The sequence below is a fragment of the Thauera linaloolentis 47Lol = DSM 12138 genome, from assembly GCF_000310205.1.
Classification (GTDB): domain Bacteria; phylum Pseudomonadota; class Gammaproteobacteria; order Burkholderiales; family Rhodocyclaceae; genus Thauera; species Thauera linaloolentis.
Map to the genome: position 1 here is coordinate 18,111 of NZ_AMXE01000015.1, position 14,374 is coordinate 32,484.

Below are 14,374 nucleotides of genomic sequence, written 5' to 3' on the forward strand. Positions count from 1 at the left end.
TGACTGATCCGCAGCCGGTATTTCCCGCTCCTGCGGAGGCAGACCGGCCGTCAGGGTGCAGCGCAAGGCATGGATGAAGGATGGGGGCTGTGCAGGAAGCCGTCGTTTTCTTCCGGCGGCGGGCAGCGGCGGTGGCTCAGGCCGAGGTGCGGGTTGTCTGGGGCTGCTTGGGATGCAACCCGGTGCGGGAGGAAAGGCGCCAGGGGGTGGTGCCGGTTTCGGGGAGATGCGATGGGTGAAGCGGAGGGTGAGTTGGCGCGAGATTCCGCGCCGCAGAGGCGGTGCAGGCCGGTCAGACCCAATCCTCATGGATCAGCCGGGGAACCCTGCAGAATTCGCAAGTGTTGTTCGTGACCAGTATGCAGCCGCTTGAAATGGCATGGCCTGCTATGGCTGCATCGTTGGGGCCGATGGGTGTCCCTGCCTGTGATAGCGTTCTTTTCACTTCCGTGGCGGCGTCCACCGCGTGTCTGTCCCAGGGCAGGATCTCATCCAGCCGAAGCACGAACGCGTCGACCAGCGTCTTGTGGCGCGGGGAGGCTTTTCTGCCGATTTGGCCATAGCGCATTTCTGCATAGGTGATCGCCGAGATCACCACGCGGTGATTTTGCGCGCTGATGGCCGCCAGGCGCTGCAGAACGGATGCGGGCATCTCGCGCATGATGAACGAACAGATGCTCGTGTCGAGCATGTAGGTCTTCACAGCTCGAACCGGCCTTCATCATCCACTATCTCCGTTCGCTCTTGGAGGAAATCTGCGTCGGCCTTGGAGAGCAAGGCAAGGGATTCCCATCCTGGGCGAGCGGGGCGCAAGGTGATCACATCGCCCTCGCGGCGAATTTCCAGTTCGCGTACGCCGTCGTAAGCCATGTCCACTGGCAGACGTATGGCCTGATTCTTGCCGTTCTTGAAAAGGGATACGGTTCGCATCGTCATCTCCATGCATATGCAAAGCATATGTCTATGATTATGGGCAGAGCAAACTTCATGCGCAAGGAACCGGCGTGGCTGGGCAGAGCGGCCATCCGTCAGGCGGGCGCCGTCCATTCCCGGCAGATTTTCCCGGTCTGCTCGATGGCCAATGGTTCGTTGGTCAGGCCGCAGTGTGTGGTGCCGTCGTCGGTGCGAAAGTGAGCGCATTGCCGGCAGATGCCGAAGGCGTGCTGGCCGTTGAGGCGCTGCAGGGCGACGAGGATGTCGCGCAGCGTATTGGCGAGTGCGGCGCCGCCGGCTTGCATGTCGAGCGCGCCTTGCACGCGTTCCGCCCAACTGTCCTGCAGCACCGCCATGCCGGCGGGGGTCAGCTTCAGGTGGATGCGTTTGCCGTGATGCGCGTCCGCCTGTTTGACGAGCAGCGCCTTGCGTTCGAGCACGGCCAGGGTTTGCGACACGGTGCCGCGGGTGATGCCGAAATAGTCGGCGATGGCGATCGGCAGGTCGCTGTAGCGGTTGGCCTGCGCCAGGTATTGCAGTACCTGGAGATGGATCGGCAGCAGTCCGTGGCGCGCGGCGTCTTCGCGCAGGGATTGCTGGAGCAGCGCGCCCAGGCGTTCGAGGTACAGGGTGGCGATGGTCATGGCCGTAATGTATCGCCTCGATGCATTTCTTGACCAGTGAGGCGAGGGTGTCTATGCTTTAAATGCATCGAGTCGATGCATGTTTGTGCCCAGAAACCCCAGGAGAGTCATCATGAGCAAGGCTTTGTTCTTCCACGCCGGTTGCCCAGTCTGCGTTTCCGCCGAACAGCAGTTTGCCGCTGCGCTCGATCCCGCGCGCTATGCGGTCGAAGTCGTGCATCTGGGTGAGCAGAAATCCCGCATCGCCGAAGCCGAACGCCTTGGCGTCAAATCAGTGCCGGCCCTGGTCATCGACGGCCAGCCTTTCCACATCAACTTCGGCGCTGCGCTGGCCGATCTGAAGTAGGTGGATGCTCGGGAGGTCCGCTTCCGTATTGCGGCGGGCTGTGCTCAGCGTTTTCGTTTTCCTGTCGCCCCTTGCTTGCGCTGTCGCTGTGCGCCTGTGGAGGCCAGGGGGTGGCCGTATTGCTGGAAGACCGCGCGCGCATCTTCCTGCGCGCGTTCCAGCGTGCAGATGGACGGGTCGTCGTCGTGGCCGCTGAAGAAGCCGTCTTCCTGCGCGGCCATGACCAGCCCGATGGCGGCCTCTTCGCTTTGTTCGTAGCGCTCGTAGAGCAGTGTGGCGACTTCGTCCAGGTGTCGTTCGTAGCTCATCGGCATGGTGTTTCGCTTCCTAGCGCAGGGTGACGAGTTCTTCGGCGCTGGTGGGGTGGATGGCGATGGTGTGGTCGAAGTCGGCCTTGCATGCGCCCATTTTGACCGCGACGGCAAAGCCCTGCAGCATCTCGTCGGCGCCGTCGCCGATCACGTGGAGGCCGACGATGCGTTCTTCGTCGCCAGCGCATACGAGCTTCATGGCCGTCTTGGGGCGGTGCTCGGTGAGCGCGTGGTACATGGCGGTGAAGCGGGTGGTGTAGGTCTTGACCTGGCCGAAGCGCTTGCGGGCTTCGTCTTCGGTGAGGCCGACGGTGCCGATGGGGGGATGGCTGAAGACCACGGTCGGGATGCAGTCGTAGTCGAGCCGGCTGTCGGGCTGGTCGAGGAACAGGCGCGCGGCCAGCTTGCGTCCGGCGGCGATGGCCACGGGCGTGAGTTCGGCCTGGCCGGTGATGTCGCCGATGGCGTAGATGCCGGGCACGGCGGTGTTCTGGAAGGCGTCGGTGTGGATGACGCCCTTGTCGTCGGCGGCGAGGCCGGCGGCGGCAAGGTTCAGGCGGCCGGTGTTGGGGCGCCGGCCGGTGGCCCATACCAGTGCGTCGGCTTCGAAGGCCTTGCCGTCGCCGCAGTCGATGCGCAGCGCACCGTCGGCCTGGCGGCTGACGGCCCGGGGCTGGGCGCCGAAGTTCAGGCGCACGCCGTCGGCCTGCATCTGTTCGGCGAGTTCGTCGCGCAGCATGGCGTCGAAGGGGCGCAGCAGTTGCGGGCCGCGCACCAGCATGTCGACTTCGGTGCCGAGGCCGTTGAACACGCCGGCCAGTTCCACCGCGATGTATCCGGCGCCGACGACGGCGACGCGCCGCGGCTGTCGTTCGAGGGCGAAGAATCCGTCCGAGTCGATGCCCAGCGCGGCGCCTTCGAGGTCCGGCACGGCCGGGCGGCCGCCGGTGGCGATGACGATGTGCGGCGCGCTGTAGCGCTGGCCGTCGACTTCGATGGTATGGGCGTCGACGAAGCGGGCGAAGCCTTCGACGACGTCGACGCCGGCCTTGTCCAGCATGTTGGCGTAGATGCCGTTGAGGCGGGCGATGTAGGCGTCGCGCCGGGCCTTGAGCGTGCTCCAGTCGAAGCCGGCCGCGGGCGTGTCGAAACCATAGCCGGGGGCGTCGCGCATGGCCTGGGCGATGCCGGATGCGTACCACATCACTTTCTTGGGCACGCAGCCCACGTTGACGCAGGTGCCGCCGAGGCGTGCGGCCTCGACCAGCAGCACGCGGGCGCCGTACTCTGCCGCTCGCCGCGCGGTGGCCACGCCGCCGCTGCCGCCGCCGATTGCGATGTAGTCGTATTCCTTCATGTCGGCCTCCTGTCTTCGGGGGTGTCGGTGGTTGTCGGGTCGTATCCGGCCCGGCCTGGCAGGCCAAGGGCGGCTTCCGCAAGTTCGGCGCGGGTGTTGATGTTGCGGAAGGCGGCTGCCTCGTCGTCGAAGGATACTTCTACCACGTTCAGCGTGCCGTACCAGCGTGCGACTCCGCGCCCGCCGCCGGCGAGGAAGCTGCCGAGGTGGCCGGCGAGCTCGCGGCGGCACAGGCAGAACACCGGGTGCGCTTGCTCGAAGGTGCGTGCGACGGCGAGCTGGGCAGCGGTGGCATGCAACGCGTTGGCAAGGCGTTCGACGAGGTCGGCCGGCAGGAAGGGGGAGTCGCAGGGCACGGTGGCGACCAGCGGATGGCGGGCGCGCAGCAGCGCGGCATGAAGCCCGGCGAGCGGTCCGGCGAAGCCGCCGATGTCGTCGCTGAACACGGGATGGCCGAAAGCCCGCCAGGTGTCGAGGTTCTGGTTGGCGTTGACGATCAGTTCGTCGACCTGCGGCGCCAGGCGTTCGAGCGCATGGGCCGCCATCGGCCGGCCGGCCAGTTCGGCCAAGCCCTTGTCGATGCCGCCCATGCGGCTGCCCTGTCCGCCGGCGAGCAGGACGCCGGTGATGCGTCGACTGGCGGGGCGCGGGGTGCGGAGCGCGGGAGGGGCGTCGTTCATGGGCGGGGGTTCTTGCGGGCGGGCCGCGCCCGCTGGCGGGACGGCGAGGGAAACCGAGGCTGCCGATTGTAGCGGGTTGCAGGCCGTGCCCGGGCGTCTTGCCGCCGGGCTTCGCCGTTCGTGCGGCTCAGGCCGAATGCAGCAGGCCGCCGGCAAGCCTGCGGATGGCGTGCAGGGCGTGGGGCGGCGGGCCGCTCAGCCAGTTGCGCGCTTCGTCTGCCGGCAGGGGTTGGGCGAACAGGTAGCCCTGCGCGGCATCGCAGCCGTGTTCGGAGAGGAAGCGCAGTTGCGATTGGGTCTCGACGCCTTCCGCCACGACGCGCATGTCCAGGCCGTGGGCGAGCGCGATCGCGCCGCGCACGATGGCGGCATCGTTGCCGTTGTCGTCGATGCCATTGACGAAGCGCTGGTCGATCTTGAGTTCCGAGATGGAGAGGCGCTGCAGCAGCGCGAGCGACGAGTGGCCTGTGCCGAAATCGTCCAGGGCGATGCTGAAGCCCAGGCCGTGGATGTCCTGCAGCAGGTCGGCGGCGAGTCCGGCGTCGCGCATTGCGGTCGATTCGGTCAGTTCCACCTTCAGCAGCGAGGGGGCGAGTCCGCTGTCGGCGAGGCCCTTGCGCAAGGTGTCGACGATGCTCGTGTCCGCGCACTGCCGTGCCGAAAGGTTGATCGCCACCGGCACCGTCGCCAGCCCTTCGCGGCTCCAGCGGGCGAGCTGCTCCATCGCTTCGATGATGGCCCAGTCGCCCAGACCGTGGATGATGCCGGAGGCTTCGGCGGCCGGAATGAAGGCTTCCGGCTGCACCAGGCCGCTGCCCGGGCGGTGCCAGCGGATGAGGGATTCGAGGCCGGTGAGGTTGCCGCTGGCGAGGTTGATCTGGGGCTGGTAGAAGACTTCGAATTCGCCTTTGACGAGCCCGTGGCGGAGTGCGCTTTCGAGGCTCAGGCGGTCGTGCGACCAGGTGTCCAGCTCGGGGGAGTGGAAGGTATAGCGCCTGCCGCCTGCGATCTTGCCGCGATACATGGCCTTGTCGGCCATCGCCAGCAGCGTTTCGGCGTCGGCGCTGTCGTCCGGGCCCACGCTGATGCCGATGCTGCACGATAAATGCAAGCCGCTGCCTTCGCCGTCGAAGCCGCGGTCGAGCAGGTTCAGCAGCTTGCGCGCTACGGCGACGACGGCGGTGCGATCGGTCAGGTTGTCCATCAGGACGATGAATTCGCCATGCCCCGAACGCGCAACGGTGTCGCCCGCGCGGACCGAGGCCCGCAGGCGCTCGGCCGCGTCCCTGAATACGGCGTCGTCGGGGCCTTGGCGGCCGCCGGCCTGTCCGGGCTGGCGGTCGAGGTCGACGAGCAGCAGTGCCAGCAGGCTGCCCCGGCGCTGCGCGTTGGCCAGCGCCTGGCACAGGCGGTCGAGCAGCAGGGCGCGGTTGGGCAGGCCGGTGATCGGGTCGTGGGCGGCGCCGTGCTGCAGATGGGCGGCGGGAGCAAGGGTGCCGGCGATGTCGCTGAAGACCAGCGACGCGCCTTCGCCAACCTCGCCAGCCGGGGTTGCCGTCAGTTGCAGGACATGGTGGCGGCCGTCGGGCGCGTGCCATTCAACGGGATCGGGCAGGCGAACGGCCTGCCCGCTCTTGATGCAGGCAAGGGCGGCTTCCACGATCTGCGGCGCCTGGTCGGTAAAGCCGCGCATCAGCGGTCCGGCCAGATTGTCCCGTATCGTGTGGCGCGCCAGTCCGGTCAGGCGTTCAGCCATCGGATTGGCGAGCGTGATGCGCGTGCCGCCGTCGATGGTGAATACGGCATCGGCGGCCGGGCGCTGCGAGGTGCCGGCCGCGCGCCGGATGCCGCCGGGCTTGAGTCGATGAATCCCCGACCAGAGCGCGCCGCCGAGCAGCAGGCCGGCCAGCCCCGTGGCCGGAAGCTCCCACCATTGCAGTGCATGCGCTGCCACATCGCTGGCGAGCGCCGGCAGTGTCGACAGGCCGGATGCCGCTGCCGTGGCCCGGGCGCCGTGGCGTTCGATGAACTTGGGCTGTCGGCGACGGCTCATGGAGGGACGTTGGGAATGGAGGGAGGGTATGGATCAGCTTTCGATGATAGCTTGAGGAACCCTTTCGGAAGTAGGGTGAATGCCTCGCCGCAGCGGCTTTTCGGCGTTCTTCCGTGTCGTATCGCACGCTGGCGGGGCGGCCGGGTGCGATCCGTCCGGGGAACTGGCGGGGAGCGGTACAATGCGGGCCGTTTCCCGCATGGAGCCTGCAATGGCCGAAGCTTTCTTTTCTCCCTGCCCGCGTGGCCTCGAGGCCTTGCTGGCCGACGAACTGCAATCGTTCGGCGCGAAAGGCGCGCAGGCCGTGCACGGGGGTGTGGCCTGGCAGGGCGACTGGGCGGCGTGCCATCGCGCCAACCTCGAAAGCAGGCTCGCCACGCGGGTGCTGTGGCGCGTGGCGCAAGGGCGCTACCGGGCCGAGGTCGACATCTACAAGCTCGCCTACAGCGTGACCTGGGCGAAGTGGTTCACCGCCGACGATACGATCCGCATCTATGTCACCGCACGCAAGTCGCCGCTGAAGAGCCTGGAGTTCATCACGTTGCGCGTGAAGGACGCGGTGTGCGACCACTTCCGTACCGTCAGCGGCCGGCGCCCGAACGTGGATACGGCCGATCCCGCGGTGCGCATCCATCTCTTCCTGACCGAGGATACGGCGACGCTGTACGTCGATACCTCGGGCGAGCCGCTGTACAAGCGCGGCTTCAAGCCTGCGGCGGTCGAGGCGCCGCTGAAGGAGAATCTGGCCGCCGGCATCCTGCGCCTGTCCGGCTGGCAGCCCGGCGAGGTGCTGCTCGATCCGATGTGCGGCAGCGGCACCTTTCTGATCGAAGCCGCGATGATGGCGCTCGACATCGCGCCCGGGCTGGGGCGTGGTTTCGGCTTCGAGAAGTTCCGCCACCACGACCGTGCCGGCTGGGCCGCGGTGCGGCGTGCCGCCGAGGCGCGCAGGCAGGCGCCGCGCGCGCTGCCGATCCATGGCTCGGACATCGTCGGCGAGTGGGTGCGCCGCACGCGCGTCAATCTTGAAGCGGGTGGGTTGGCGAAATGCGTGGCGCTCGACCGTGCCGACCTGCTCGAACGCACACCGCCCGCGTCCGAAGGCGTGATGGTGGCGAACCCGCCTTACGGTGTCCGCCTCGGCGAGGCCGAGGAACTGGCCGCTTTCTACCCGCGCCTGGGCGATGCACTCAAGCGGCACTGGGGCGGCTGGCGCTGCCATTTCTTCAGCGCCGACGTGGCGCTGCCGAAGCTGATCGGCCTGAAGGCCAGCAGGCGCACGCCGTTGTTCAACGGCGCGCTCGAATGCCGCCTGTACGAGTACCGCATGGTCGCCGGCAGCAACCGGCGCAAGGATCGGGTGCCGGACGCGGCGGAGTGAGCGCGGGCAGCTAGTTTTTCGTAGGAGCAACTGAAGCCGCTCCTGCGGGGATGCGCCGTGTGCGGACGGGGCGGACCGTGCAGGCGAAAGCTCTCGTCTGCGACGGCCGTTCCGCCACTCAAACCAGTCCCAGGTCCTGCAAGCCGCTACTGCCGCCGCTGCTCGCCTGTTCGCCGAGCTTGCTGTGGAGCTTGATCTGCAGGCGCAGGTCGTTGATCGAATCCGCGTTGCGCAAGGCGTCCTCGTAGGTGATCCGCTCCGCCTCGTAGAGGTCGAACAGTGCCTGGTCGAAGGTCTGCATGCCGATTTCGCGCGAGCGTTTCATGATCTCCTTGATCTCGGGCACGTTGCCCTTGAAGATCAGGTCGGCGATCAGCGGCGAGTTCAGCATCACCTCCACTGCCGGCACGCGGCCCTTGCGCTCCTTCAGCGGCAGCAGCCGCTGCGAGATCATCGCGCGCAGGTTCAGCGACAAGTCCATCAGCAACTGCTGGCGGCGCTCCTCGGGGAAGAAGTTGATGATGCGGTCGATCGCCTGGTTGGCGCTGTTGGCGTGCAGCGTCGCCAGACACAGGTGGCCGGTCTCGGCGAAGGCGATGGCGTAGTCCATGGTCTCGCGGTCGCGGATCTCGCCCATCAGGATCACGTCGGGCGCCTGGCGCAGCGTGTTCTTCAGCGCGACTTCCCAGGAGTCGGAGTCGATGCCGATCTCGCGTTGCGTGACGATGCTGTTCTTGTGCGGATGCACGAACTCGATCGGGTCCTCGATCGTGATGATGTGGCCGTAGCTGTTCTGGTTGCGGTGGTCGACCATCGCGGCGAGCGAGGTCGTCTTGCCGGTGCCGGTGCCGCCGACGAAGACCACCAGGCCGCGTTTGCTCATCGCGACCTCGTTGAGCACCGGCGGCATGCCCAGCTCTTCGAGGCTGGGAATGCGCTGCGGGATGGTGCGCAGCACCAGGCCGACCTTGCCCTGCTGCACGAAGGCGTTGGCGCGGAAGCGGCCGATGCCCGCCGGCGAGATGCCGAAGTTGCATTCCTTGGTGGCTTCGAACTCCGCTGCCTGGCGGTCGTTCATGATCGCGCGCGCGAGTTCGGCGGTGTGCTGGGCCTGCAGCGCCTGGTTCGATTGCGGCAGGATGCGGCCGTCGATCTTGATCGCCGGCGGAAAGCCCACGGTGATGAACAGGTCTGAGCCGTTCTTCTGCAGCATCAGCCGCAGCAGGTCGTGCATGAACTTGAGTGCCTGGTCGCGTTCCATCGGTGTTCTTGCTCCTGCCGTCCCGGGCGAGCGTCGGCCGGGCGGGGTCTGGTCGGAAGGGGGCGGAGGGCCATCGCCCCTGCTGGGGGGCGCGGTGCTTCGTTCAGCCGGCGATGCTGTCCTTGTTCTGGGCGCGCAGGCGCGCCTCGACGGGCGAGACCACGTTGCGCCGCACCAGGTCCGCCAGGCACTGATCCAGGGTTTGCATGCCCGTGTTCTGGCCGGTCTGGATCGCGGAATACATCTGCGCGATCTTGTTCTCGCGGATCAGGTTGCGGATCGCCGGGGTGCCGACCATGATCTCGTGCGCGGCGACGCGGCCCTGGCCGTCCTTGGTCTTGAGCAGCGTCTGCGAGATCACCGCGCGCAGCGACTCGGACAGCATCGAGCGCACCATGTCCTTCTCGGCCGCAGGAAACACGTCGACGATACGGTCGATGGTCTTGGCCGCCGACGAGGTGTGCAGGGTGCCGAACACCAAGTGGCCGGTCTCGGCCGCGGTCAGCGCCAGGCGGATGGTTTCGAGGTCGCGCATTTCGCCCACCAGGATCACGTCCGGGTCCTCGCGCAGCGAGGCGCGCAGGGCGTTGTTGAAGGACATCGTGTCGCGGTGCACCTCGCGCTGGTTGATGAGGCAGCGCTTGGATTCGTGCACGAATTCGATCGGGTCCTCGACGGTGAGGATGTGGCCGTACTCGTTTTCGTTGATGTAGTCGATCATCGCCGCCAGCGTGGTCGACTTGCCCGAGCCGGTCGGGCCGGTCACCAGCACGATGCCGCGCGGCGTGTCGGCGATCTCCTTGAAGATCTTCGGGCAGTTCAGTTCTTCGAGCGTCAGCACCTTGGACGGAATGGTGCGGAACACCGCGCCCGCGCCGCGGTTCTGGTTGAAGGCGTTGACGCGGAAGCGGGCGAGGTTGGGCACCGCGAAGGAGAAGTCGCACTCCCAGGTTTCTTCGTACTGCTTGCGCTGGCCGTCGTTCATGATGTCGTACACCATGGCGTGCACTTCCTTGTGCTCCATCGGCGGCAGGTTGATGCGGCGCACGTCGCCGTGCACCCGGATCATCGGCGGCAGGCCGGCCGAAAGATGAAGATCGGAGGCCTTGTTCTTGACCGCGAAGGCGAGCAGTTCGGTGATGTCCATCGTATTCCTTGGCCGGGTGGGGCCGAAAAGATCGGCTGTTGCGGAATGTTATACTTTTCGCGGCTTCCGCCAGAGGAAATAGACCACGGACATGACGACGATCGACGACCGCCTGCGCGCCGTGCGCGCACGCATCGAGGCGGCTGCGCGGGCGGCGGGGCGCGATCCCGCTTCGGTCGGGCTGCTTGCCGTCAGCAAGACCTGGCCGGCCGAGGCCGTGCGCGAGGCCGCCGCCGCCGGGCAGCGCACCTTCGGCGAAAACTACGTGCAGGAAGGCGTCGACAAGATCGAGGCGCTGCGCGGGCTGGGTCTGGAATGGCACTTCATCGGCCCGCTGCAAAGCAACAAGACGCGGCCGGTGGCGAATGCCTTCGACTGGGTGCACGGCATCGACCGGCTGAAGATCGCCGAACGCCTGTCGGCGCAGCGCGACGAATCGCTGCCGCCGCTGAACGTCTGCATCCAGGTCAATGTCAGCGGAGAGGACAGTAAGAGTGGCGTTGCGCCGGACGAGGCTGCCGCGCTGGCGCGGGCCGTGGCCGGCCTGCCGCGCCTGCGGCTGCGCGGCTTGATGTGCATTCCCGAGCCGACCGGGGACGATGCCCTGCTGCGCTCGCGTTTCGCCCTGCTGCGGGCCTTGAAGGCACAATTGGCCGCCGATGGCGTGGCCGGTGCGCCGCAACTCGATACGCTGTCGATGGGCATGTCGCACGATATCGAGCCAGCCGTGGCCGAAGGGGCGACGATCGTGCGCGTGGGCACGGCGATTTTCGGCGAGCGCGGGCGGCCGGCAGGGTAGGCAGCGGGGGGCGGGGATGGAAGCAGCGGGCACGGAACGGGGCGCGAAGCCCGGCATTCACATGAAAAGGACAGCATGAAGATCACTTTCCTGGGCGGCGGCAACATGGCGGCCGCACTTATCGGCGGCATGGTCGAGCGGGGTTTCGCTGCGGGCGGCATCCAGGTCGTCGAACTCGGCGCCGAGGCGCGTGCGCGGCTGGTCGAGCGCTTCGGCGTGCGCGCGGTGGCGTCCGCCGACGCCGCAGCGCTGGGCTGTGAGGTGCTGGTGCTGGCGGTGAAGCCGCAGCAGATGAAGGCCGCGCTGGCGCCGCTGGCGGGCAGGCTGGGCGGGCAGTTGGTCATCAGCATCGCCGCGGGCCTGCGGCTTGCCGATCTCGGCCGCTGGCTCGGTGCGCCGGGCCGGCCCTATTCCCGCCTGGTGCGCTGCATGCCCAATACACCGGCCCTGATCGGGGCCGGCGTCACCGGCCTGTATGCCGATCCGAGCGTGGATGCGGGCGGCCGCGAGGCGGCGGAGCGTGTCCTTGCCGCGGTCGGCAGCACCGTGTGGGCCGCGACCGAAGAGCAGATGGATGCGGTGACGGCGATTTCCGGCAGCGGCCCCGCGTATGTGTTCCATTTCATCGAGGCGCTGGAAGCGGCCGGGCGCGCGCTGGGCTTCGACGAGGCCGGTGCGCGCAAGCTGGCGATCGAAACCGTGCTAGGGGCGGCGAGGCTCGCAGCCGGCTCGGAGGATTCCCCCGCGGTATTGCGCGAAAAGGTCACCTCCAAGGGCGGCACGACCGCCGCCGCGCTCGCCAGTCTTGCCGCATCCGGTTGGCATGATGCGCTGATCGCGGCGGTCCGGGCGGCGCAGGCGCGCGGCCGCGAGCTGGGCGCCGAGCTGGGCAAGGACTGACCGCCATGCTTGCCAACATCCTGTTGCTGGTCCTCGATACCGCAGGCGCTTTCCTGACCTTGATGCTGCTGGCGCGCTTCTACATGCAGTGGCAGCGTATTTCCTTCCGCAACCAGATCGGCCAGTTCGTCGTGTCCACCACCGACTGGCTCGTGCGGCCGCTGCGCCGCTTCGTCCCCGGCCTGTTCGGGCTGGACATGGCCAGCTTGCTGCCGGCCTGGGTGGTGCAGGTGCTGCTGGTGGCGATCGAGCTGAGCCTGCGCGGTGCGGTGTTCAGCGGCAACGCCGGCGCGGTGCTGCTCGGGCTGTGGGGCGTGGGCCTGATCGAGCTGATCCGCATGATGGTGTATCTGGTGTTCGCGGTGGTGCTCGGCTCGGCGGTGCTGTCCTGGGTCAGCCCGCATGCGCCGCTGGCGCCCTTGCTGCATTCGCTCGCCGCGCCCTTCCTGCGCCCCTTCCGCCGCATCGTGCCGACCATCGCCAACGTCGACCTGTCGCCGCTGGTGCTGCTGCTGGTGCTGCAGATCGTGCTGATGGTGCTGGGGGGCATGCGCGGCAACTTCGCGCCGCTGCTGTTCGGGGCCTGAGCCGCGCTCAGCCGACGTTCTGCAGGGCGCGTTCCCAGTCGATGACGACTTCGGGCAGGATGCCGACGGCGAGCGTGTCCTTCAGTTCGTAGATGTCGGGGGCGCCGAAGGCGCCGTCCTGCAGGCGGTACACCGTGACCACGCGGTCGACCGGATGCACCAGCCAGTATTCGCGCACGCCGGCGCGCTCGTACAGCCGGCGCTTGATGATGAGATCGTGGCCGGCGGTCGAGGGCGACAGGACTTCGACCACCCAGTCCGGCACGCCGCGGCAGCCGCGCTCGTCGAGCTTGGCGCGGTCGCAGACCACGACGAGGTCGGGCTGCACCACGGTGTCGATGTCGGCGTCGACTTCGTTGCCGCGCGGCAGGCGAACGTCGAACGGAGCGATGAAGGGGCGGCAGGGCTTGCCGTCCAGTGCGTTACTTGTCTGGCGCGCAACTTCAAGCAGGATTTCCTGGTGCACGCGCAGCGGCGCCGGCGCCATTGCGTAGGCGACGCCGTCGATCAGTTCGTAGCGCGCATCGTCCGGCCAGTCGAGGTAGTCGGCGTAGGTATAGGTTCGGGTATCGCGAAGAGCCAGGCCCATGGCGTCGTCCTCATGTATGGCAGGCGGGGCTGGCAACGAGTATAGCGCCCACCGGCGGAGCATGTGCCCGCCGGCGGGCGCCGTGTCGTCTCGCCGGCCGCTCAGCCCTCGTACATCACCTGGCCTTCGACCAGCGTGTAGCGCACCTTGCCCGGCAGCTCCATGCCGAGGAAGGGCGTGTTCTTGCCCTGGCTCTTGAGCGTGTCGCGGGTGACGGCGACATGGGCGGTGGGATCGAACACGCAGACGTCGGCGCGTGCGCCCGGCGACAGATGGCCGGCCTTGGTGATGCCGACGATCTTCGCCGCGTCCGAGGTGATGCGGGCGAGGCCGTCGAGCAGCGGCAGGCCGGCGCGCCCGGCCCATTTCAGGGTCAGCGGCAGCAGCAGTTCGAGGCCGGTGGCGCCGGGTTCGGATTCGGAGAAAGGTGTCTGCTTGCCATCATCGTCCACCGGGGTGTGGTCCGAGCACAGGGCGTCGATGCGGCCGTCGGCCAGTCCCTTGCACAGGGCTTCGCGATCGCGCTGGCTGCGCAGCGGCGGAATCAGGTGGCAGTTGGAGTTGAAGTAGCCGATGTCCATGTCGCACAGATGGACGTGGTTGATCGATACGTCGCAGCTCACGTCCATGCCCTCGGCGCGCGCGCGCTCGATGAGCGCCAGGCCCGCGGCGGACGACAGGCGGGTGATGTGCAGCCGTGCGCCGGTGATCTTGGCCAGTTCGAGGTAGGTGTACAGCGCCACCGTCTCGGCCGCCACCGGCATGCCGGCGAGGCCCAGGCGGGTGGCGACCTCGCCGTCGTGGGCATTGCCGCGGGCGAGGAAGGGGGAAAGCGGCTGCAGCCAGACGCGGAAGCCGAAGGTGGCGGCGTACTGCAGCGCGCGCATCAGCACGCCGTTGTCGACGATCGGCACGTTGGCCTGCGAGAAGGCGACGCAGCCGGCCTCGACCAGTTCGGCCATCTCGGACAGGCGCTCGCCCTTGAGGCCGATGGTGAGCGCGCCGACCGGGTAGATGTGGGCGCGGTTCAGTTTCTTGGCGCGGTAGGTCAGCATCTCGACCAGGCCGGGCTCGTCCAGCGCGGGATCGGTGTCGGGGGGGATCGCCAGGCTGGTGACGCCGCCGGCCATTGCCGCTTCCATCTCGGATTCGAGCGTGGCGCGGTACTCGAAGCCGGGCTCGCGCAGGCGCGCGGCGAGGTCGATGAAGCCGGGCGCGACGACGAGGCCGCCGGCGTCGATCGTGCGTTCGGCGGCGAAGCCGTCGGGGGCGGTGCCGAGGGCGACGATCTTGCCGCCGGCGACATAGACGTTCTGCACCACGTCGCTACGGTTGGCCGGGTCGACGACGCGGCCGTTGGAAATCAGGATGTTCATTCGCGGATCC

The 14,374-nt window shown here is 67.9% G+C and carries 15 protein-coding genes and 1 pseudogene; 5 read left to right on the plus strand and 11 right to left on the minus strand.

What is annotated here, in order from left to right:
- Nucleotides 1–292 precede the first annotated feature (292 nt).
- From C666_RS06360 to C666_RS06370, 3 genes are all read right to left on the minus strand, one after another.
- Nucleotides 293–691: a type II toxin-antitoxin system VapC family toxin gene (locus C666_RS06360; RefSeq protein WP_211206719.1), complete on the minus strand. Its 399-nt coding sequence runs from the start codon at nt 689–691 to the stop codon at nt 293–295.
- An 8-nt stretch (nt 692–699) separates the two neighbouring features.
- The gene (gene vapB, locus C666_RS06365; RefSeq protein ID WP_004335672.1) at nt 700–930 is read right to left on the minus strand and encodes a type II toxin-antitoxin system VapB family antitoxin; all 231 of its coding nucleotides are present in this window, start codon (nt 928–930) and stop codon (nt 700–702) included.
- A gap of 98 nt (nt 931–1,028) precedes the next feature.
- Nucleotides 1,029–1,577, minus strand: a complete 549-nt coding sequence (locus C666_RS06370) for a MarR family winged helix-turn-helix transcriptional regulator (protein WP_004335673.1) — start codon at nt 1,575–1,577, stop codon at nt 1,029–1,031.
- A 112-nt stretch (nt 1,578–1,689) separates the two neighbouring features.
- Between C666_RS06370 and C666_RS06375 the strand changes: the two genes are divergently transcribed.
- Nucleotides 1,690–1,923: a thioredoxin family protein gene (locus C666_RS06375; RefSeq protein WP_004335674.1), complete on the plus strand. Its 234-nt coding sequence runs from the start codon at nt 1,690–1,692 to the stop codon at nt 1,921–1,923.
- Between the two features lie 113 nt (nt 1,924–2,036).
- Here the strand turns inward: C666_RS06375 and C666_RS06380 are convergent.
- The 4 genes and pseudogenes from C666_RS06380 to C666_RS06395 form a co-directional block, all read right to left on the minus strand.
- Nucleotides 2,037–2,237 (minus strand): annotated as a pseudogene (locus tag C666_RS06380) (hypothetical protein); the annotation flags it as partial.
- A 13-nt stretch (nt 2,238–2,250) separates the two neighbouring features.
- Entirely contained in the window at nt 2,251–3,591 is a 1,341-nt protein-coding gene (gene gorA / locus C666_RS06385) for a glutathione-disulfide reductase (RefSeq protein WP_004335676.1), read from the minus strand.
- On the minus strand, nt 3,588–4,271 hold the full coding sequence (gene mobA / locus C666_RS06390; protein ID WP_004335678.1) for a molybdenum cofactor guanylyltransferase MobA: 684 nt from the start codon (nt 4,269–4,271) through the stop codon (nt 3,588–3,590). Before mobA ends, gorA begins: the two co-directional genes overlap by 4 nt.
- Before the next feature lie 127 nt (nt 4,272–4,398).
- Complete coding sequence (locus C666_RS06395) at nt 4,399–6,324, minus strand: putative bifunctional diguanylate cyclase/phosphodiesterase (RefSeq protein WP_004335680.1); 1,926 nt, start codon at nt 6,322–6,324, stop codon at nt 4,399–4,401.
- Between the two features lie 211 nt (nt 6,325–6,535).
- On the opposite strand from C666_RS06395, the gene C666_RS06400 reads away from it, so the two are divergent.
- Nucleotides 6,536–7,705: a THUMP domain-containing class I SAM-dependent RNA methyltransferase gene (locus C666_RS06400; RefSeq protein ID WP_004335682.1), complete on the plus strand. Its 1,170-nt coding sequence runs from the start codon at nt 6,536–6,538 to the stop codon at nt 7,703–7,705.
- 118 nt (nt 7,706–7,823) lie between these two features.
- Here the strand turns inward: C666_RS06400 and C666_RS06405 are convergent, their stop codons facing one another.
- Both C666_RS06405 and C666_RS06410 read right to left on the minus strand, forming a co-directional pair.
- Complete coding sequence (locus tag C666_RS06405) at nt 7,824–8,966, minus strand: PilT/PilU family type 4a pilus ATPase (RefSeq protein WP_004335684.1); 1,143 nt, start codon at nt 8,964–8,966, stop codon at nt 7,824–7,826.
- A 103-nt stretch (nt 8,967–9,069) separates the two neighbouring features.
- Nucleotides 9,070–10,113, minus strand: a complete 1,044-nt coding sequence (locus C666_RS06410) for a type IV pilus twitching motility protein PilT (RefSeq protein ID WP_004335686.1) — start codon at nt 10,111–10,113, stop codon at nt 9,070–9,072.
- 91 nt (nt 10,114–10,204) lie between these two features.
- Here C666_RS06410 and C666_RS06415 point away from each other — a divergent pair, with 91 nt between their 5' ends.
- The 3 genes from C666_RS06415 to C666_RS06425 all read left to right on the plus strand — a co-directional run bounded on the left by C666_RS06415 (nt 10,205) and on the right by C666_RS06425 (nt 12,399).
- Nucleotides 10,205–10,912 (plus strand): YggS family pyridoxal phosphate-dependent enzyme, encoded by a 708-nt coding sequence (locus tag C666_RS06415; RefSeq protein ID WP_004335688.1) that lies wholly within the window; start codon nt 10,205–10,207, stop codon nt 10,910–10,912.
- Nucleotides 10,913–10,987: 75 nt separating this feature from the next.
- Nucleotides 10,988–11,812, plus strand: coding sequence for a pyrroline-5-carboxylate reductase (gene proC / locus C666_RS06420; protein ID WP_004335690.1), 825 nt, complete (start codon nt 10,988–10,990; stop codon nt 11,810–11,812).
- 5 nt (nt 11,813–11,817) lie between these two features.
- Nucleotides 11,818–12,399 carry a YggT family protein gene (locus C666_RS06425; RefSeq protein WP_004335691.1) on the plus strand — a complete coding sequence of 194 codons (582 nt, stop codon included), beginning with the start codon at nt 11,818–11,820 and terminating at the stop codon, nt 12,397–12,399.
- Nucleotides 12,400–12,406: 7 nt separating this feature from the next.
- Here C666_RS06425 and C666_RS06430 read toward each other — a convergent pair whose 3' ends face one another.
- Both C666_RS06430 and C666_RS06435 read right to left on the minus strand, forming a co-directional pair.
- The gene (locus tag C666_RS06430; RefSeq protein WP_004335693.1) at nt 12,407–12,988 is read right to left on the minus strand and encodes a Uma2 family endonuclease; all 582 of its coding nucleotides are present in this window, start codon (nt 12,986–12,988) and stop codon (nt 12,407–12,409) included.
- 101 nt (nt 12,989–13,089) lie between these two features.
- The gene (locus C666_RS06435; RefSeq protein WP_004335696.1) at nt 13,090–14,364 is read right to left on the minus strand and encodes a dihydroorotase; all 1,275 of its coding nucleotides are present in this window, start codon (nt 14,362–14,364) and stop codon (nt 13,090–13,092) included.
- Nucleotides 14,365–14,374: the final 10 nt, after the last annotated feature.